Raw genomic sequence first — 19,021 nt, 5'->3', positions numbered from 1 at the left:
ACTTTATCTACTTTTTTATTAATTAGGAGTTTGGTGAGGCTATCAAATGATGAAATTTGATAGCTATCTCTCATGCTCCTATTTTCTTACTTTTATTTTATTATATGCAAGCATATAATAAAGTGAAGGAGTGATTTTATTGAAAATTAAATCTAAATACATACTTATTACATTTATTGTTCTGACATTCATTTTGACTGGGTGTTCTAATGAGAATAAAGGTAATGAAAATGCTAAGACGAAAAAAGAAGAAAACCAAAAGCAAGTATTACACGTTGCTGCAGCAGCAAGTCTTACAGATGCAACAAAAGATTTAGAAAAAGCGTTTAAGGAACAACATAACAACGTAGATGTTGCCTTTAATTATGGAGGTTCGGGCGCTTTAAGACAGCAAATAGAAAAAGGAGCTCCTGTTGATGTTTTTATGTCAGCAAATGAAAAAGATGTAGATGCACTTGTAGATAAAAATCAAGCACAAAATACATACGAATATGCCAAAAACAAGTTGATGCTTATCGCTGATAAAGATAGTGATTATAAATCTGTAAAAGATATTAAAGATGGTGATAAATTAGCTATCGGCGAAACCAAATCAGTGCCAGCTGGTAAATACGCTGAACAATATCTCAAAAGTAATGACTTGTTTGAAGGTGTAAAATCTAATCTAGTATATGCAAAAGATGTACGCCAAGTATTAAATTATGTTGAAAAAGGTAATGCACAATTAGGATACGTTTATCAGACTGACTTATATCAAAGTCAACAAAATGGTAATAGCAAAGTTAAAGCGATTAATACAGCAAATTTAAATAACCCAATTGTTTATAAATCTGCTACGATTACAGACGATAAATCTGCTAAAGAATGGATAGATTTCTTAAAAACAGATAAAGCGAAAGCTATTTTAAAAGAATATAAATTTGAAGCATAGGAGGTTTTAGTAATGCAAGATATGACGCCATTTTGGATATCGCTTAAAGTAGCTCTAATTAGTACTATTATTGTTACTTTGTTGGGGATTTTAATATCAAAATGGTTATATAAACGCCATGGTATCATTGCTAAAATCTTGGAAAGTGTCATTGTCTTACCAATTGTCTTACCACCAACCGTAATGGGTTTTATTTTATTGATTGTATTTTCACCACAAAGTTATGTAGGTGCATTTTTTAAAGATATATTAAATATACCAGTAGTTTTCACTTTGACTGGCGCAGTTATAGCATCAGTAATTGTAAGTTTTCCACTGATGTATCAACATACCGTACAAGGTTTTCGTAGCATTGATCATAAAATGTTAAATACAGCTAGAACAATGGGGGCCAGTGAGAATAAAATATTTTTTAAACTAATTTTTCCTCTATCGAAAAGACCAATACTTTCAGGTATTATGATGAGCTTTGCACGTGCGATTGGTGAATTTGGGGCAACGCTCATGGTTGCTGGTTATATTCCAAATAAAACGAACACCTTACCATTAGAAATTTATTTCTTAGTAGAACAAGGTAAAGAAAATCAAGCTTGGTTATGGGTGATTGTGTTAGTAGCATTTGCAATCACTGTGATTGGAACTATAAATATATTAAATAAAGATCGTTTTCGGGAGGTGGACTAATTGTTGAAAATACATTTAAATCATCTATTAAAAAATCAACAATTAAAAATCTACATTGAAGACAATGAGCCTAAAATTTATGCTATTAAAGGCCCGTCTGGAATTGGTAAAACGACATTATTAAACATGATAGCTGGTTTAAGAAAACCCAATACTGCCTTTATCCAACTCAATGGTCATGTTATTTGTGATACAAAGGAAGATATAGACGTGAAAATACAAAAACGAAATATTGGCTATTTATTTCAAGATTATCAATTATTTCCTAATATGGATGTTTATCACAATATAACTTTTATGACAAAACCTTCTCAACATATAGACAGGCTTTTACAGCAATTAAATATAGAGCATTTAAAGGATCAATACCCCTTGCGACTTTCAGGCGGCGAAGCACAGCGTGTGGCATTGGCAAGAGCGCTAAGCACAAGGCCAGATTTGATTTTATTAGATGAGCCATTTTCAAGCTTAGATGATGGAACTAAAACAGAAAGCATAGAGCTTGTTAAACGTATATTTGAACAATGGCAAATACCTATTATATTTGTAACACATTCCAATTACGAAGCTACTAACCTAGCGCATGAAGTTATAAATATCAAATGAGATTAACGCTGTGTTGCATTTATACAAAATATTGAAAAATTAAACAGTTAGGGGCTTTAATGTCTCAGACTGTTTTTGTTATACAGCCTTTTATCTTTATGTAGTAATCGATGATGTCAAAGAAGCAATTTAGTAGCTCAAGTTCTTTATATATTGTGTGAAGAAAAATGAAGAAATTAAATACTTCATCATGTATGATAAATGTAATTTAAATAATTTTATGTATTTTTGAAGGCGGTGTATACATGAGAATAGAGTTTTTGGGAACTGCTGGTGGGGTACCTTCACTATATAAGTCAGTTTCTCAACATATAGATACGATTCAGCGAACTGGACCTGCTATTTACATTTACGACTTACAATTGTTGATTGATACATCAGAAGATATTTTTTATCAATTACGGCGCTCTCAAATACATGATATAAAATATGGTATATATTCACATTGGCATCCAGATCATACAATGGGTCTTAGAATTTGGGAAACACTCAATTATGATTTTATTAATAAAATACCGCAATCTAAAAAGTCTAAAATTTATATTACGAAACAACAAGTGGCTGATTTTAAAAGTATTTTGGCCATTGGGATCATTTGAATTACCTGAGCGAACTCGGTGTTATTGAAAAAGAAATTATAGAAAACGACTCGCGAATAAAGATAAATAATGTGTCAATCGAGTGGATTCAATTAGCAGAGGAGTTTGCATTTGGATTTTATATTACATCTAATGCGCAACGTATTTTGATTATTCCGGATGAGATAAAAAATTATACACCTATAGAAACAGTAAAAGAAGTTGATTTGGTAATTTTACCTTTTGGTAGTAATGAAGCTAACCCTGTAACTCATGAACGTATACATGAAGTGGGGATGCTTGATGAACTAGGAGAAGTACGATTTGATGAAAGTGTAGAACTTGCTTACGAAATTAATGCAAAACATACTTATTTTACACACATAGAAGCAACAGAAAGTTTAAATGAAATGCAAGTAATGAAGTTAGAACAACAACTAAAGCAGTCTGGGCTGAATGCGACCATCGCTTATGATGGTTTAATAATACAGACATAAAAAGGCATAAAGTTCCAATTGGAACTTTATGCCTTTTACTCGTTATGGGTATTTGGAATAGGGAAATGTTCAAAAATTTCTCCACTATTAAGTGATTCAGATAATGTAGATAACCAAGCATAATATACTTTAGAATGATCTAATTGCTTTGACATTTCTTTAGCTTCTTCGATGACTTCCTCAGATGCACTTTCTGAATGAATAATGGGGTCCAATAATTTTTCTGCTCGTTGAATTGCCTCTAAATTTAATTTAATCTCTCTGTTCCATTTTTGTGAGAAAAAATTACCAAAGAAAGTAAAGAAATCTTTTTCAGCAACAAAATGCTGTTTTCTACTGCCACGCGTAAATTGTTGTTTAACGCCGTCAAATTCTTGAAGTTTTTTAACTCCTGCACTCATACTTGGTTTACTCATTTGTAATTCGGAGCGCATTTCATCTAGTGTCATGCTTTTTTGTTCGAATACCATTGTTCCATACAAATTGCCGACGCTACGGTTTACACCGTAAAGATCCATAGTCTCACCTATAGAATTAATAACGATGTCTTTAGCTTGAGTTAATAGTTGTTCATAATCTTTTGAACGTGCCATTGATTCACCTCCGAATAATATTCAACTAATTGTACCATGAACATTTAAGCAAGGGGCATGATTAATTAATATATATCGTATTGAATATGATTTCAATATAGAAATATATTTTAATCACAAATATTTAACATAGGGAAAACACTACTTTTTATAATATTAATATCAAAACATTGTTACATTGTGACCCAAGATTTATAATAGTAACAATGATGTATAGAAAGGGTAATGCTTGTGACTAAAGATCGCTATTCGAGACAAACGTTATTTAAGCACATTGGTTCTAAAGGCCAAGATAAAATTATAAACGCGCATGTCGTGATTATTGGGATGGGTGCTTTAGGGACGCATCTTGCTGAAAGTTTAGTTCGTGCTGGGTTAGGTGAACTTACAATTGTAGATAGAGATTATATTGAGTTCAGTAATTTACAAAGACAAACTTTATATACGGAAACTGATGCAAATGAAGCATTACCTAAAGTCGTAGCAGCTGAACGACATTTAATGGCGATTCGCCAAGATTTAAATTTAAGTTGTCATATTGCACATGTTGATCGACAGTTTTTGGATGAACAATGTAAAAATGTACAGCTTATATTAGATGCGACAGATAATTTTGAAACGCGCCAAATGATTAACGATTTTGCGTTTCAGCAAAGGATTCCTTGGATATATGGTGGTGTTGTAGAAAGCACATATATAGAAACCGCGTTTATTCCAGGTTTAACACCGTGCTTTAATTGTTTGATGCCACAATTACCTGTTATTAATAGAACTTGTGATACAGTTGGTGTCATTCAACCAGCTGTAAGTATGACTACAAGTTTACAGATGAGAGATGCGTTAAAAGTATTAACTCAGCAAGATATTAGCACCAAAGTAACATACGGAGACTTATGGGACGGAACACATTTTACGTTTGGTTATAGTAAATTACAGCGACTACATTGTCCAACATGTGGGGAATCACCTACATATCCATATTTAAACGAAACAAAGCGGCAATTTGTCAGTTTATGTGGAAGAGATACGGTACAGTATGAAAACCCTAACATTTCCCAGGAAATATTAGAAGCATTTTTAACAGAATATGAAATTCCATTTAAACGAAATGACTATCTGCTTCAATTTAAATACAAAGGGTATCGCATGGTAAGTTTCAAAAATGGGAGAATGCTGATACATGGTATGACCAAGCCTGATATAGCTATTACACTAATGAATCAACTTTTTGGATAAAGGAGAATTAATAATGATGCATACAAATGTAAAGTTAGATAAAGATATTAATTGTGCAATATTAACTGTATCTGACACAAGAAACTACGATACAGATAAAGGTGGCCAATTGGCAATATCTCTTCTTTCTGAATTGAACGTTCATATTGCTGATAATCATTACTGTATTGTAAAAGATGATATAACTGCAATACAAACTCAGTTAAAGCAATGGTCAACCGAAGAAATTGACGTTATTATCACTACGGGTGGCACGGGTATTGCACAAAGAGATGTGACAATAGAAGCAGTGTCCTCTCTTATCACAAAAGAAATTGAAGGATTTGGAGAGTTGTTTAGGTATCTTAGTTATACTGAAGATGTTGGGAGTCGTGCATTATTATCAAGGGCGATCGCAGGCACAGTTGGTAAACAGTTAATTTTTAGTGTGCCTGGTTCTACTGGTGCAGTTAAGTTAGCATTGAACAAACTAATCAAACCTGAATTAAATCATTTAGTTCAAGAAATAACAAAATAAAATAGGAGAGAGATAAAAATCAAAAAATTTCAATTGATTTCGTCATCACTCTCCCAAAAGTTTGACTCAATAGTCAAAATAATTGTGATACATAGTGGCATTTATTACCAAACACGATATTGAATTTAAGGTCATATAATACCTAAGTCATATTGTGATATGTAATATAGTTTTGCAGGTGTCTATCAAGCATGTATAACCAGATATTAATTCGGTCGTTGGAAATCACCGGATTTACCACCAGTTTTAGATAGCAAATATGTTTCACCAATAATCATACTTTTATCTAAAGCTTTCGTCATGTCATATACAGTTAACGCAACTGCAGATGCTGCGGTAAGTGCTTCCATCTCGACACCAGTTTTTCCAGTTGTTGAAACGCTCGCTTGGATATTTAAAGTAAATGATGTTTCATTTTCTTTCCAGTTAAATGAAATATCAATCCCAGTAAGAGGTAGTGGATGACACATAGGAATAATATCAGCAGTATTTTTAGCTGCCATGATACCTGCGATTTGTGCAGTATTGAGTACATTGCCTTTTTTATTTGTATTATCGACAATTTGCTGATAAATTGCTTGATTAACTGTAATACTTGAATGCGCAATGGCTGTGCGTTTGGTAATGTTTTTTTCTGAGACATCAACCATTTTAGCGTTACCTTGTTCATTGATATGTGTGAATTCAGACAAAGTTATCCCTCCTAATCGTTTCCTAGTATATCACGAAATCCATTTTTTTAAGGAGTAGATTTTAAATGCCAGTTGAAAAAAGAAATCCAATACCAGTAAGAGAAGCAATCGAGCGTGTTGTGAGCCAAGATATATATACAAAACAAATCGAAGTGCCTTTAGAAAACAGCGTTAATTATATATTAGCGGAAGATATTGTAGCTACATATGAAATCCCGAGATTTAATAAATCACCTTATGATGGATTTGCACTGAGAAGTAGAGATACTGAAGGTGCCAGTGGAGACCATAGAATTACTTTTACAGTGGTTGACCATATTGGTGCAGGATCAGTTTCTGAAAAGGAAGTAGGACCTTTTGAAGCGGTACGTATTATGACAGGAGCTGAAATGCCAAAAGGTGCAGATGCAGTAGTAATGTTAGAACAAACAGTAGAAGATGAACAAAGTTTTACTATAAGAAAGTCATTTACTGCTTATGAGAATGTGTCTTTAAAAGGTGAAGAAACACAGATTGGTGATACAGTTCTAAATAAAGGACAACAAATCAACCCAGGTGCTATAGCAGTTCTAGCAACGTATGGTTACACACAAGTTAAAGTGTTTGATAAGCCTAGTATCGGCGTTATTGCGACAGGGAGTGAGTTGCTAGAAGTTGGCGATGACTTAGAACCAGGTAAAATCAGAAATTCAAATGGACCAATGATTGTTGCTTTAAGTCAAAAGTTTAATTTAGATGTAGCATCTTACCAAATTCAAGAAGATGATTTAAAAAGTAGTATTCAAGTTGTAAAAGATGCTATGTCTAAACATGATATTGTTATTACAACAGGAGGCGTTTCTGTTGGTGACTTTGATTATTTACCACAAATTTATGACGAGATTAATGCCAAGGTGCTATTTAATAAAATTGCAATGCGACCTGGTAGTGTTACAACAGTCGCTGTAGCTGATGGTAAATATTTATTTGGTCTATCTGGTAATCCGTCGGCATGTTTTACTGGTTTTGAACTATATGTTAAACCTGCTGTACTGCATATGATGGGAGCAACAGCTATTTATCCTCAAATAATACAGGCAACCTTAATGGAAGATCTAACCAAAGCCAATCCATTTACACGTTTCGTACGAGCAACGGCTACTTTTAATGGGAAATCAATGACAGTCGTGCCTTCAGGATTTAATAAATCAGGGGCAGTCGTTGCTATTGCGCACAGTAATGCAATGATAAAGTTGCCAGGGGGAACAAGAGGATATCAAAAAGGGTATACAGTAGATGTTATTTTAACGGAGTCACAAGCTTATGAAACGGATTGTTTTATATGATTCTACAAATAGTAGGTTTTAAAAATTCAGGAAAGACCACTTTGATGTCTCATACAATTGAACTTTTGAAAGAACATGACTTAACTGTTGCTACTATAAAGCATCATGGACAACATCAACAGGATTTCCGAGCTGATGATATTACCTTACAAAAAGAACAAGTGGATCATATGAAACATTTTCATGCTGGTGCTGATCAAAGTATTGTACAGGGGCATTTATATCAACAAACAGTGACAAGAATTGAGGAACAAAGTCTTGAGGAAATCATAAATGAATCTGTTACAATAGACAGTGACATCATATTGGTAGAAGGTTTTAAAAATGCAGTTTTTGATAAAGTAGTTGTTTACACTAATGAAAATGAGCGCCAAGCTTTAGCCAAGCTTTCCAATGTACGGTATTATATGAAAATGAATGATATTAATGCAATGGAATATTATGAGAATTGGTTATTAACTTATTTTAAGATAAAAGGAATGCATTAAATGAAGCAGTTTGAAGTAGTGAATGAACCCATACAAACAGAACAGTATAGGGAGTTTGTTTTAAATGAACATCAGGGTGCGATTGTAGTTTTTACAGGACATGTAAGAGAATGGACAAAAGGAATAAAAACAGAATACCTTGAATATGAAGCTTATATTCCTATGGCAGAGAAGAAACTTGCTCAAATAGGTGATGAAATTGCAAAGAAATGGCCAGGGACTTTAACGGCGATTGTCCATAGGATAGGACCACTAAAGATATCAGATATTGCTGTACTTATAAGTGTTTCATCTCCCCATCGTAAAGACGCCTACCGTGCAAATGAATATGCAATAGAACGCATTAAGGAAATTGTGCCTATTTGGAAAAAAGAGATATGGGAAGATGGTGCGCAATGGCAAGGTCATCAACATGGTAATTATAATGATGCTATTATAGGAGATGATTCTAAATGAAGATATTATACTTTGCAGAAATCAAAGATATATTAGAAAAAACGTCTGAAGAGATTGATTTGAGTTATGATATTACAGTAGATGAATTTTTAACAGATTTATTTGAGCGTTATCCACAAATCAATGATAAACAATTTCAAATCGCAATTAATGAAGAATTCGTTCAACAAGATGATATAGTACATCTAAATGATACAGTGGCATTAATTCCACCAGTTAGCGGAGGGTAAATAAGACATGAAGGCTATTATACTTGCCGGAGGACAATCAGAGAGATTCGGCGAACCAAAAGCTTTTGCACAAATAGATTCCCAATATTTTTATAAGCGAATTATCAATGTGTTAGAAGCAACAAATATGTTTAACCAAATCATAATCAGTACAAATGAGAATTTAGCTTCACAGTTTGATTATGAAGATATTGTTATTGACGATGATCAAAATAAAGAGAAAGGTCCTTTGGCAGGTATTAGTTCCGTGATGAACTTATATAAAAACGAAGAGCTCTTTTTTGTGATTTCGGTTGATACACCAATGATAACGCAAAAAGCCATTAGTAAATTATATCAATTTATGGTGGAACATTTGATAGAAGATCAATTAGATGTTGCAGGTTTTCATGAACAGGGAAGACCAATACCAACTTTGGCATTTTATAGCCCACATACATTGAATACGATGAACGAAGCTTTAGCTTCGGATGATTTCAGCTTGAAAAATGTATATAGCAAAGTTAAAAGTGACTGGTTAAGTGTAGATACGATACAATCACCAGACTATTGGTATAAAAATATAAATTATCAACAAGATTTGGACTCTTTACAACAAGATATATTAAATAGATAAGGAGGCCTAACGTTATGGTAGAACAAATAACTGATAAACTCGGACGTCCGATTCGTGATTTAAGATTGTCAGTTACCGATAGATGTAACTTTCGTTGCGATTATTGTATGCCAAAAGAAATTTTTGGTGATGACTTTATGTTCTTACCTAAAGATGAACTACTTTCATTTGATGAAATGGTACGTATAGCTCATGTCTATACAAAGTTAGGTGTGAAAAAGATAAGAATAACAGGTGGAGAACCGTTATTGAGACGTGATTTGGATAAACTTATTTACAAATTAAATCAAATTGAGGGAATAGAAGATATCGGACTTACTACCAATGGTTTGCTATTAAAAAAACATGGTCAAAAGTTATATGATGCTGGTTTAAGACGTATAAACGTAAGTCTTGATGCTATTGAAGATGAAGTGTTCCAAAACATAAATAATAGAAACATTAAAGCTTCAACAATCCTACAACAGATTGATTATGCTGTTTCTATTGGTTTTCAGGTGAAAGTCAATGTTGTTGTACAAAAGGGTGTCAACGATAATCAAATCCTTCCAATGATTCAATATTTTAAAGAGAAGGAAATTGAAATTAGCTTTATCGAATTTATGGATGTCGGTAATGATAATGGTTGGGATTTTAGTAAAGTTGTTACGAAAGATGAAATGTTAGAAATGATTGAAAAAGATTTTGATATTGAAGCGGTCAAACCTAAATACTACGGGGAAGTGGCCAAATATTATAAACATAAAGGCACTGCAGCACAATTTGGATTGATTACAAGCGTTTCTCAATCTTTTTGTTCTACATGTACTCGCGCTAGACTATCATCAGATGGCAAGTTTTATGGCTGTTTATTTAGTACAGTAGATGGTTTTGATGTTAAATCATTTATGAGAGATGGTGCAACTGATGCTGAGTTATTTGAACAATTTAAGCTTCTTTGGAATATAAGAGACGATCGTTATTCAGATGAACGTACAGCCCAAACAGTTGAAAATAGAAAACGTAAAAAAATAAATATGAATTATATTGGTGGTTAATTCGATTCATACAACCACGGCCCTATTAAAGTAGTCATTTAACGCTTTGCACACTTTAATAGGGATTTTTATTTTGAAAAATAAATAAAAGCAAATAATTTAGCATAGTAAACACTATTATATATGTATCATATCATAAAGAGATTAAAGTATTATAAAATAATAATGTTAAATAAAGAGGTTAATCGAGGTTGAAACATTTTAGTGAATACAAATTTTTAAAGATATTCATTTTAAGTGATATAAATAATGTTCAATAGAAAAAAATATTTATATTTTCGATTAAAAATAATAGATTAAAAGAAGAAAGTGTTATATAATACTTTTGAAGCTTATTCATTAAGTAAAGCCAAATAAAAGAATTAAAACAACTAGAGTAGTCAATAAGGAGGCCATTTTTATGGATAGTAAAGTATCATATTTTATAACATCTGAAAGAGATTTGTGTCAGTTAAAGCATTGGTTGAAATCAAAGCATAAAATGTCGATTGAAGAATTTGTTGTATTGTTTAAAGTATACGAAGCTACAAGAATAAGTGGTAAAGAATTACGTGACGCCCTTCATTTCGAAATGCTTTGGGATACCAGCAAAATTGATGTAATTATAAGAAAGATTTATAAAAAAGAATTGATTTCGAAAGTGCGTTCTGAAACAGACGAAAGACAAGTTTTCTATTATTATAATAATGAGCAGATACAGTTGTTAGATGACATTATTAAAGAGGTTGAACAAATTAATGTTGCGCAACCATCAAAATGATACATAAGTAATATAATTACAAAAACAAAGATAAGGCTGGGACAAGTTAATTGGCCCAGCCTTAATCATAATATTGAGTTAGTGTTAGTTATAAAGTTTTTAGTTAGAAGCGAATTTTTTTACTTTTCTACCATGTAAAAAATAATAAATAATTGCAGTTATTAGTACAATGATTGCCATAATGCCGTATAGCTGCGCATAACTAACAGTAGAAGTGATAAAACCTAAAACATAAGGTCCAAAACCAAGTCCTAAATCAAGCCCTATGAAATAAGTTGAAGTAGCTATACCATATTTTGCAGGGGGCGATACTTTTATAGCAATTGCTTGCATACAGGAAGAAATATTACCATAACCGGCACCTAAGAATAGACCTGCTAGAATAAGTAACCAACCATTATTTGTAATACTCAAGGTTAAAAAAGTAATAATTAAGAAAAAGAATGCAGGATATGCAATAACATTTTCATTTTTTTGGTCCATTAAGCGACCTGCTATTGGTCGAGTAACTAATGAGGCAATAGCATAAAATATAAAGAAGTAACTAGATATGGTTACGAGATTAATTTCTTGAGCGAAGAACTGTAAAAACGTAAGAATAGATGAATAAGTCAGACCTGATATTAACATGATGATAGCGACAGGTACTGCTTCTTTTGCGATATAATTGTTTATATTAAATTTCTTATTTTTCACATGTTCAGGAATGGTTTGTGCTTTTGTTTCTAATTTGAAATCTAAGTTTACAAAGAATGAAATGATAAAACTAACAATGCCACAAACTAAACAAATTAAAAATAATAATTTAATTGGAAAAGTATTGATAAGTAAGAGACCAAAGAATGGACCTATTGCAGCACCAATAACAAGACTTAGCGAGAATAAGCTAATACCTTCACTTTTTCTATCATTTGGTGTTACGTATGCTGCAATTGTACCAGTTGCAGTAGTAGTAATACCTGTAGCAATCCCATTAATTAATCTAGTGAACATTAATAGTGCCAATGAGCCTTCTATAAAATAAAAGAGCTGTGTGATGATTAAGAATATTAAACCTACTAATAAAATGGTCTTTGGACCTATTTTATTAACATACTTACCTGTAGCAAATCGTCCAATTAAGGACCCTATTATAAAAAGGCCTGAAACGAGCCCAGCTATACTATCGGACACATGGTATTCTGATTTAGTATAACTCGCTATAATAACTATGAGTAAATACATGCTAAGATATATTGCAAAGTTCGTTATAAAATTGATATTAAAGCTTTTAGTCCATATAGGTGATCTCACGGATGATGATTGATTCATTTTTACATTTCCTCCATTTTAGTTATTTCTTCATGAATTTTTTGAATGACTTGAACTGTATGATTCAGGTCAGCTTCAGATAAATTAGTTTTTTGAAGTATTTCTTCTTGTACGATAGAAACGCGTTCATTTATATTGTCATAAAGAGTTTGTCCTTCTTCAGAAAAAGATAATAATTTTTCTCTTTTATCTTCTCCAGTTTCAATTTTTAACAATGATTTTTCAGAGAGTACTTTTAAGATTTTTCGAGTTGTAGGTTTTTCGATTGCACGGCGTTTAGAAATTTGAACTAATGTTGTTGGTGCATTATGTGCAATGTCTTTCATCACTAACCATTGTGCAGGATATAAGTCATAGTCTTCAAATATAGGTGAAAATAACTTTGTATAAGGTCGATAAACTGCAATTAAATTATTGAATATGCTTGGTATATTCATAATGGCCTCCTAAATTAGTTAGCAAAGCTAACTTTTAATAACAGATAATATTCTAAGCCTTTTTATGAAATAAATCAATAGCATCGTTTTAAAATAATAATTAAAACTTACGGTAAAGGGTTAATTAACAACTTCCTTAGCCACTTATAAGAAGTAAAGTAGTACGCAATTTGTTATGATAAGGTTAAAGATGAAAATAGGGGAGAAAAGTTATGCAAAATTTTAAATTAGATCATTTAGTACACTATATTCAACATTTAGACAACTTTAAATACCCAGGACATTTGCTAACTTTACAACAAGGTGGACAACACGAGAGATTAGGTACATACAATAGGTTGGCTTATTTAAGCAATGCATATATTGAATTGATAGATGTTTACAAGCCAGACGTCTTACAAAAAATTATTAAAACTGATGAAGGTAGAGTGTCATTTCCTTCTAAAATAGTTCAAGATAATTATGCACAAGGTTTAAAAACATTGGCATTTCGTACGCAAGATATCGACCAACTAAAAGTAGATTTAGAGGAAAAAGATGTAGAGGTTATTGGACCTGTAAACATGCAAAGAGAGAATATGAAAGGCGATAAAACATCATGGAAATTATTATATATTGCAGACCCAGACTATAGAGTGAAACCCCCATTTTTTATCCAGTGGAATGAACAAGAAGATACGCGAAATGAAAAGTTAGAGTCACTGCGTCAAAATGAATTCATAATTCAATCAGTAGAATTGACTAGTACTGAGCGCAAACATACAGTGAATAAGTGGCAACGTTGGTTTGATATGGAAATAATAAACGAAACAGAAAGTGTCACAACATTAAAATTAAAAGGGGATGAGACATTATTTAACATTAGTGATGGCACTGACTCAGGTTATAAATCAGTCACTATAAAAGATAATAAAACAACGTCCCCTTACACATTAATTATACGTGGATTAAGTTACAAATTTATAGCAGACTAATAAATATACAGGTATGCGCTATGTGCGATTATGAATATGTGTATCAAAGATGTGATAAGTGTTAAAATAGCTAAGTAAGTAGAAATTTTTTGAGTGCGCAATAGTAGTAAATAAACAGTTATTATAAATGTAAATGCTGCTAAAATAATTCTTAAACTTAAATATGAAATTGTAAGTGGTTCATTGATAGCTTGAAAAATGAAAATTAAATTAATTAATAATAGTAAGCCAATAATAAAAATTCGCATAAAAAAACCTCATTTCTATATTTATTATAGTATAGCAAATGATAGTTTGTATGTGAAAATTAGAATAAAACAATATATAATATCATAGAATTGAATTGATAAAGGAGACATCAGTTTTTATGGAAAAGATGAATATCACTAATCAAGCGCATGATGCATTTGTTAAAGCTCATCCGCAAGGTGACTTATTACAATTAACTAAATGGGCTGAAACCAAAACATTAACTGGCTGGTATTCAAGACGTATCGCAGTTGGAGAAGATGGAGAAATTGTTGGGGTAGGTCAACTACTATTTAAAAAAGTGCCTAAGCTACCTTATACACTTTGCTACATTTCACGTGGGTTTGTTACTGACTATAGTAATAAGTTAGCTTTAGAGACGTTATTGGAAGCTGCAATGCAAATCGCTAAAGAAGAAAAAGCATATGCCGTTAAGATTGATCCAGATGTAGAGGTAGATAAAGGTGCAGAAGCCTTAACCAATTTACGTGCATTAGGCTTTAAACATAAAGGGTTTAAAGAAGGACTATCTAAAGACTATATACAACCAAGAATGACAATGATAACGCCTATCGATAAAACAGATGAAGAATTGATTCAAAGTTTTGAACGTCGTAATCGTTCGAAAGTAAGATTAGCATTAAAACGTGGCACTACAGTTGAACGTTCAAATAGAGAAGGTTTAAAGACATTTGCTAAATTAATGCAAATTACAGGCGAACGTGATGGATTTTTAACAAGAGATATCAGCTATTTCCAGAATATATATGATGCCTTACATCCTGACGGAGATGCAGAATTATTCCTAGTTAAGTTAGAACCAAAACCAGTCCTACAAGAATTAAGAAAAGAGTTACAAGAAATTGAAGCTGAAAAAGTAAAATTAGCCGATAAGAAACAAGATAAAAAGACACTTAACAAACTTAACGATGCAGATAATAAAATAAGTAAAACACAAGAACTCATTGATGAAATGGTTGAATTAGAATCCAAACATCCTGAAGGTATATATTTATCAGGCGCATTGTTAATGTTTGCAGGTAATAAATCGTACTATTTATATGGTGCTTCTTCAAATAAATATCGTAATTTCTTACCAAACCATCATATGCAATTCGCAATGATGCAGTATGCTAGAGAGCATGGCGCAACGACTTATGATTTTGGTGGTACAGATAACGATCCAGATAAATCTTCTGATCATTATGGCCTATGGGCATTCAAAAAAGTTTGGGGCACTTATTTGAGTGAAAAAATTGGTGAATTTGATTATGTGTTAAATCAACCACTATATCAAGTTATCGAAAACTTTAAACCTAAACTTACAAAAGCAAAAATTAAATTATCACGTAAATTAAAAAATAAATAAGCAGTCTAAATTCAAATGCATGCACGTTATAAAGTTTTAGAATTAATTTAATAAACTATATAACGTGCGTTATTTATGTATACATATTTTACTGTTATTTATATTAATTAATGTTAATGCGGCAAAAAGGGAAATGTTTGTTATTACAATGAAATATACGATATTTAAGAATTGAGAGTGGGGAAACAATATGATAAAAAAACTGTTACAGTTTTCACTAGGGAACAAATTTGCCATATTTCTAATGGTGCTATTAGTTATTCTAGGTGGCTTATATGCTAGTACAAAAATGAAACTAGAATTATTACCAGATGTAGAATCTCCAATGATTACAGTACAAACTTCTATGCCTGGTGCCACACCAGAAACAGTTAAAGAGGACGTTAGTGATAAAATTGATGATCAAGTTAGATCGATGGCTAATGTAAAAAATGTCACAGCACAATCTATACAAAATGCTTCTATGGTTACAGTAGAATATGAAGAAAGTGTAGACCTGGATAAAGCAGAAAATGATTTAAAAAAAGAAATTGATAAAATTAAATTTGCTGAGGGTGTTGAAGAACCTGAACTGTCAAGAAATTCTATGGACGCCTTTCCAATCGTAGCGTATTCATTTACGACTAAAGATAATAACTTAAAAGATACAACTAATAAAATTAATCATCAATTAATACCGAAACTACAAACAATAGATGGTGTACAGAATGCACAACTAAATGGACAAACATCTCGTGAAGTTTCCATTAAATTTGATCAAGATAAACTTGAGAGCAGTGGTTTAACAAAAGATAGTGTTGAACAATATTTGAAAAGTGCTACAAGTGAGACACCACTGGGATTATTCCAATTTAATAACACAGAAAAATCCGTAGTTATTGATGGTGAATTCACATCTGTAGACGCACTTAAAAACTTAAATATACCACTATCTGCAGGCGCAAACTCAGGTGCTCAGTCGCAATCTGACGGTGAATCAAGCGATGCAATGATGCAAGAATCTAAAGGACAAAGTGTGTCGCAAAGCTCGCTTGACGCTCAGTCGCAATCTGGCGATTCGTCAACAAGTAGTCAAACTGGAGGGGCAGAGATACCTTCAGTTAAATTAAAAGATATCGCTGATGTAACAGCCGGGGATGAACGCGAGTCTATTTCTAAAACTAATGGTAAAGATGCTGTAAATGTTCAGATAACAAAAGCGCAAGATGCAAATACAGTTCAAGTAGCAAAAGATACGAAGAAAGAAATTGATAAACTTATTAAAGACAACCCAGATATGGTTGCTACAAAAGTAATGGATACAGCAAAACCTATTGAAGACGCACTGTATACTATGATTGAAAAAGCGATGTTAGGTACGATTGTGGCAATTATCGTAATACTATTATTCTTAAGAAATATTAGAACAACTGCAATAGCTGTTGTTTCAATACCGATGTCTATTTTGATAGCGATGATTGCTTTGAAATTATCTGATGTATCACTAAATATTTTAACATTAGGTGCATTGACGGTCGCAATCGGCCGTGTCATAGATGATTCAATTGTAGTAGTAGAAAATATCTATCGGAGATTATCAGATCGAAAGGAATCATTGGCAGGAGATCGATTAATTGTAAGTGCAACGAGTGAAGTATTTAAGCCAATCATGTCATCTACAATCGTAACGATTATTGTATTCTTACCTTTAGCGTTCGTTACTGGATCTGTTGGTGAAATGTTTAGGCCGTTCGCATTAGCGATAGCATTTAGTCTATTAGCATCATTACTTGTTTCTATTACAATCGTGCCTGCTTTAAGTGCTACACTTTTTAAAAAGGGCGTTAAACATCATAAAGAAGAGTCTTTAGGATTTATTGGTGAAAAATACAAAGTAATTTTAAAATGGTCTTTAAATCACAAATGGATTGTCATCCTAGTTAGTACGATCATTTTAATAGCAAGTATAGGATTAGGCGCAGCTAAATTAGGAACTAGCTTTATTTCTACAGGTGAAGATAAGTTCATGGCATTAACCTACACGCCTAAGCCAGGGGAAACAGAAAAAGGTGTGTTAAATCATGCGGAACAAGTTCAAAAATATCTAAATAAAAAAGATAAAGTGAAAACTGTACAATACTCTGTTGGTGGTGCATCACCTACTGATCCAACCGGAAGCTCAAACAGTATGGCTATTATGGTAGAATACAATTCAGATACACCAAATTTTGAGGAAGAGCCCGATAAAGTATTACAACACCTAGAAAAATATAAGCATCCAGGTGAATGGGCAAATCAGGACATGGGTACAGGTGGTAGTAATAATAAGTTAGAAGTTTCAGTTACAGGACCAACACTTGAAGCTATTAAAGGCACAGTTAATAAAGTTGAAGATGAGATGAAAGGCGTTAGAGGTATGGCGAATGTCAAATCTGATTTAACGCAGACATATGACCAATACAATATTAAAGTTGATCAAAATGAAGCAGCTAAATATGGCTTGTCAGCAGCGCAATTAGCGATGATTCTCAATCAAAATACACCTGAACAAAGTGTGACTACCGTCAAAGAAAAAGGTGAATCTATTGATGTGAAGATTAAGGAAGATAAAAAAACAGATTGGTCGAAAGAGAAGTTAGAAAGTACAGAATTACAAACACCGATGGGGCAAGCTATAGAGTTAAGTGATATTGCAACATTAGAACAAACTAAAACGCCGAATAAGATCGAAACAAAAGCAGGTGATTATACTGCTACCGTTTCAGCTAAAGTGACGAATGACGATGTAGGCGGTACATCTCAAAAGGTATTATCTAAAGTGAACAACCTTGATACGCCTACGAATGTAAAAATAAACGTTGGAGGCGCGAATGAAGATATTGGAAATGCCATTACTCAATTAGCCTTCGCAATGTTAGCAGCTATTATCGTAGTTTATTTAGTGCTTGTATTAACATTTAAAGGGGCACTTGCACCATTCACTATATTATTCTCTTTACCATATACAGTGATTGGCGTAGTTCTAGCATTAGTCATTACAGGAGAAACGATTTCTGTACCAAGCATGATAGGCATGTTGATGTTGATAGGTATCGTAGTTACTAATGCAATTGTGTTAATAGATAGAGTAATTAATAAGCAAAAGCAAGGCCTAGAGATGAAAGAGGCGCTATTAGAGGCTGGTGGAACACGTATCAGACCAATATTAATGACGGCATTAGCCACAATAGGTGCACTCGCGCCAATGTTATTTGGTGAAGATAGTTCAATTATTATTTCTAAAGGCATGGCAGCAACTGTTGTCGGAGGATTGATATCTTCTACACTATTAACATTGATTGTCGTTCCAGTTATTTACGAAATATTGTTTACATTAAAAGATAAAGTAACATGCAAAAAGAAATAGTTTGAATAAGTATAAGGAGAGTCTGAGGCATAAGTAGGTGTCTCGGACTT

The 19,021-nt window shown here is 32.6% G+C and carries 21 protein-coding genes; 17 read left to right on the top strand and 4 right to left on the bottom strand.

The genetic code is table 11. The annotated features are described in order from the left end of the window. Window positions 1–145 precede the first annotated feature (145 nt). The 5 genes from modA (at window position 146) to ACSUE0_RS11340 (ending at window position 3,296) form a co-directional block, all read left to right on the top strand. On the top strand, window positions 146–931 hold the full coding sequence (gene modA / locus ACSUE0_RS11360; RefSeq protein WP_436957473.1) for a molybdate ABC transporter substrate-binding protein: 786 nt from the start codon (window positions 146–148) through the stop codon (window positions 929–931). A 12-nt stretch (window positions 932–943) separates the two neighbouring features. Next, window positions 944–1,615 carry a molybdate ABC transporter permease subunit gene (gene modB / locus ACSUE0_RS11355; protein WP_436957421.1) on the top strand — a complete coding sequence of 224 codons (672 nt, stop codon included), beginning with the start codon at window positions 944–946 and terminating at the stop codon, window positions 1,613–1,615. After that, window positions 1,616–2,221, top strand: coding sequence for an ATP-binding cassette domain-containing protein (locus ACSUE0_RS11350; protein ID WP_119613125.1), 606 nt, complete (start codon window positions 1,616–1,618; stop codon window positions 2,219–2,221). Window positions 2,222–2,466: 245 nt separating this feature from the next. Beyond that, entirely contained in the window at window positions 2,467–2,820 is a 354-nt protein-coding gene (locus ACSUE0_RS11345) for a hypothetical protein (RefSeq protein ID WP_436957419.1), read from the top strand. Continuing rightward, window positions 2,817–3,296, top strand: coding sequence for a metal-dependent hydrolase (locus tag ACSUE0_RS11340; protein WP_436957417.1), 480 nt, complete (start codon window positions 2,817–2,819; stop codon window positions 3,294–3,296). The genes ACSUE0_RS11345 and ACSUE0_RS11340 overlap by 4 nt, the downstream gene beginning before the upstream one ends. A gap of 35 nt (window positions 3,297–3,331) precedes the next feature. Here the strand turns inward: ACSUE0_RS11340 and cudC are convergent, their stop codons facing one another. Further along, window positions 3,332–3,889, bottom strand: a complete 558-nt coding sequence (gene cudC, locus ACSUE0_RS11335; RefSeq protein ID WP_119613127.1) for a choline uptake/conversion transcriptional regulator CudC — start codon at window positions 3,887–3,889, stop codon at window positions 3,332–3,334. A 231-nt stretch (window positions 3,890–4,120) separates the two neighbouring features. Here cudC and ACSUE0_RS11330 point away from each other — a divergent pair, with 231 nt between their 5' ends. Beyond that, window positions 4,121–5,125 (top strand): ThiF family adenylyltransferase, encoded by a 1,005-nt coding sequence (locus ACSUE0_RS11330; protein WP_436957414.1) that lies wholly within the window; start codon window positions 4,121–4,123, stop codon window positions 5,123–5,125. Window positions 5,126–5,141: 16 nt separating this feature from the next. Then, window positions 5,142–5,642 carry a MogA/MoaB family molybdenum cofactor biosynthesis protein gene (locus tag ACSUE0_RS11325; protein ID WP_026113504.1) on the top strand — a complete coding sequence of 167 codons (501 nt, stop codon included), beginning with the start codon at window positions 5,142–5,144 and terminating at the stop codon, window positions 5,640–5,642. A gap of 206 nt (window positions 5,643–5,848) precedes the next feature. Here ACSUE0_RS11325 and moaC read toward each other — a convergent pair whose 3' ends face one another. Then, window positions 5,849–6,334, bottom strand: coding sequence for a cyclic pyranopterin monophosphate synthase MoaC (moaC, locus tag ACSUE0_RS11320; RefSeq protein WP_119613129.1), 486 nt, complete (start codon window positions 6,332–6,334; stop codon window positions 5,849–5,851). Between the two features lie 65 nt (window positions 6,335–6,399). Here moaC and ACSUE0_RS11315 point away from each other — a divergent pair, with 65 nt between their 5' ends. From ACSUE0_RS11315 to ACSUE0_RS11285, 7 genes are all read left to right on the top strand, one after another. After that, window positions 6,400–7,659, top strand: coding sequence for a molybdopterin molybdotransferase MoeA (locus ACSUE0_RS11315; RefSeq protein WP_436957412.1), 1,260 nt, complete (start codon window positions 6,400–6,402; stop codon window positions 7,657–7,659). Next, window positions 7,656–8,147 (top strand): molybdopterin-guanine dinucleotide biosynthesis protein B, encoded by a 492-nt coding sequence (mobB, locus tag ACSUE0_RS11310; protein WP_436957411.1) that lies wholly within the window; start codon window positions 7,656–7,658, stop codon window positions 8,145–8,147. The genes ACSUE0_RS11315 and mobB overlap by 4 nt, the downstream gene beginning before the upstream one ends. Next, window positions 8,148–8,603, top strand: coding sequence for a molybdenum cofactor biosynthesis protein MoaE (locus tag ACSUE0_RS11305; protein WP_119613132.1), 456 nt, complete (start codon window positions 8,148–8,150; stop codon window positions 8,601–8,603). Continuing rightward, the gene (gene moaD, locus ACSUE0_RS11300; protein ID WP_119613133.1) at window positions 8,600–8,833 is read left to right on the top strand and encodes a molybdopterin converting factor subunit 1; all 234 of its coding nucleotides are present in this window, start codon (window positions 8,600–8,602) and stop codon (window positions 8,831–8,833) included. Before ACSUE0_RS11305 ends, moaD begins: the two co-directional genes overlap by 4 nt. 7 nt (window positions 8,834–8,840) lie before the next feature. Then, entirely contained in the window at window positions 8,841–9,449 is a 609-nt protein-coding gene (gene mobA, locus ACSUE0_RS11295; RefSeq protein WP_119613134.1) for a molybdenum cofactor guanylyltransferase MobA, read from the top strand. A gap of 14 nt (window positions 9,450–9,463) precedes the next feature. After that, window positions 9,464–10,486: a GTP 3',8-cyclase MoaA gene (gene moaA, locus ACSUE0_RS11290; RefSeq protein ID WP_436957409.1), complete on the top strand. Its 1,023-nt coding sequence runs from the start codon at window positions 9,464–9,466 to the stop codon at window positions 10,484–10,486. A 400-nt stretch (window positions 10,487–10,886) separates the two neighbouring features. Next, window positions 10,887–11,246, top strand: coding sequence for a SarA family transcriptional regulator (locus ACSUE0_RS11285; RefSeq protein ID WP_119613136.1), 360 nt, complete (start codon window positions 10,887–10,889; stop codon window positions 11,244–11,246). Between the two features lie 99 nt (window positions 11,247–11,345). Here the strand turns inward: ACSUE0_RS11285 and ACSUE0_RS11280 are convergent, their stop codons facing one another. Both ACSUE0_RS11280 and ACSUE0_RS11275 read right to left on the bottom strand, forming a co-directional pair. Beyond that, entirely contained in the window at window positions 11,346–12,557 is a 1,212-nt protein-coding gene (locus ACSUE0_RS11280; protein WP_119613137.1) for an MFS transporter, read from the bottom strand. A 2-nt stretch (window positions 12,558–12,559) separates the two neighbouring features. Beyond that, window positions 12,560–12,994 (bottom strand): MarR family winged helix-turn-helix transcriptional regulator, encoded by a 435-nt coding sequence (locus ACSUE0_RS11275; RefSeq protein WP_119613138.1) that lies wholly within the window; start codon window positions 12,992–12,994, stop codon window positions 12,560–12,562. Between the two features lie 212 nt (window positions 12,995–13,206). Here ACSUE0_RS11275 and ACSUE0_RS11270 point away from each other — a divergent pair, with 212 nt between their 5' ends. From ACSUE0_RS11270 to ACSUE0_RS11260, 3 genes are all read left to right on the top strand, one after another. Continuing rightward, window positions 13,207–13,968, top strand: coding sequence for a VOC family protein (locus tag ACSUE0_RS11270; protein ID WP_119613139.1), 762 nt, complete (start codon window positions 13,207–13,209; stop codon window positions 13,966–13,968). Window positions 13,969–14,335: 367 nt separating this feature from the next. Further along, window positions 14,336–15,586, top strand: a complete 1,251-nt coding sequence (locus tag ACSUE0_RS11265; RefSeq protein WP_436957406.1) for a lipid II:glycine glycyltransferase FemX — start codon at window positions 14,336–14,338, stop codon at window positions 15,584–15,586. Window positions 15,587–15,776: 190 nt separating this feature from the next. Further along, window positions 15,777–18,971, top strand: coding sequence for an efflux RND transporter permease subunit (locus ACSUE0_RS11260; RefSeq protein WP_436957404.1), 3,195 nt, complete (start codon window positions 15,777–15,779; stop codon window positions 18,969–18,971). Window positions 18,972–19,021: the final 50 nt, after the last annotated feature.

The sequence above is a fragment of the Staphylococcus sp. AS1337 genome, from assembly GCF_051408735.1.
Lineage (GTDB): Bacteria > Bacillota > Bacilli > Staphylococcales > Staphylococcaceae > Staphylococcus > Staphylococcus xylosus_B.
Note: the sequence above shows the minus strand (reverse complement) of the source record. Positions and strands in the feature narration are given on the sequence as shown.

What these genes read in the sequence shown, in the direction of transcription:
- modB (WP_436957421.1), top strand. Translation starts at nt 944, where the DNA reads ATGCAAGATATGACGCCATTTTGGATATCGCTTAAAGTAGCTCTAATT.
- ACSUE0_RS11345 (WP_436957419.1), top strand. Translation starts at nt 2,467, where the DNA reads ATGAGAATAGAGTTTTTGGGAACTGCTGGTGGGGTACCTTCACTATAT.
- cudC (WP_119613127.1), bottom strand. Translation starts at nt 3,889, where the DNA reads ATGGCACGTTCAAAAGATTATGAACAACTATTAACTCAAGCTAAAGAC.
- ACSUE0_RS11325 (WP_026113504.1), top strand. Translation starts at nt 5,142, where the DNA reads ATGCATACAAATGTAAAGTTAGATAAAGATATTAATTGTGCAATATTA.
- ACSUE0_RS11315 (WP_436957412.1), top strand. Translation starts at nt 6,400, where the DNA reads ATGCCAGTTGAAAAAAGAAATCCAATACCAGTAAGAGAAGCAATCGAG.
- mobB (WP_436957411.1), top strand. Translation starts at nt 7,656, where the DNA reads ATGATTCTACAAATAGTAGGTTTTAAAAATTCAGGAAAGACCACTTTG.
- ACSUE0_RS11305 (WP_119613132.1), top strand. Translation starts at nt 8,148, where the DNA reads ATGAAGCAGTTTGAAGTAGTGAATGAACCCATACAAACAGAACAGTAT.
- moaD (WP_119613133.1), top strand. Translation starts at nt 8,600, where the DNA reads ATGAAGATATTATACTTTGCAGAAATCAAAGATATATTAGAAAAAACG.
- mobA (WP_119613134.1), top strand. Translation starts at nt 8,841, where the DNA reads ATGAAGGCTATTATACTTGCCGGAGGACAATCAGAGAGATTCGGCGAA.
- moaA (WP_436957409.1), top strand. Translation starts at nt 9,464, where the DNA reads ATGGTAGAACAAATAACTGATAAACTCGGACGTCCGATTCGTGATTTA.
- ACSUE0_RS11285 (WP_119613136.1), top strand. Translation starts at nt 10,887, where the DNA reads ATGGATAGTAAAGTATCATATTTTATAACATCTGAAAGAGATTTGTGT.
- ACSUE0_RS11280 (WP_119613137.1), bottom strand. Translation starts at nt 12,557, where the DNA reads ATGAATCAATCATCATCCGTGAGATCACCTATATGGACTAAAAGCTTT.
- ACSUE0_RS11275 (WP_119613138.1), bottom strand. Translation starts at nt 12,994, where the DNA reads ATGAATATACCAAGCATATTCAATAATTTAATTGCAGTTTATCGACCT.
- ACSUE0_RS11270 (WP_119613139.1), top strand. Translation starts at nt 13,207, where the DNA reads ATGCAAAATTTTAAATTAGATCATTTAGTACACTATATTCAACATTTA.
- ACSUE0_RS11265 (WP_436957406.1), top strand. Translation starts at nt 14,336, where the DNA reads ATGGAAAAGATGAATATCACTAATCAAGCGCATGATGCATTTGTTAAA.
- ACSUE0_RS11260 (WP_436957404.1), top strand. Translation starts at nt 15,777, where the DNA reads ATGATAAAAAAACTGTTACAGTTTTCACTAGGGAACAAATTTGCCATA.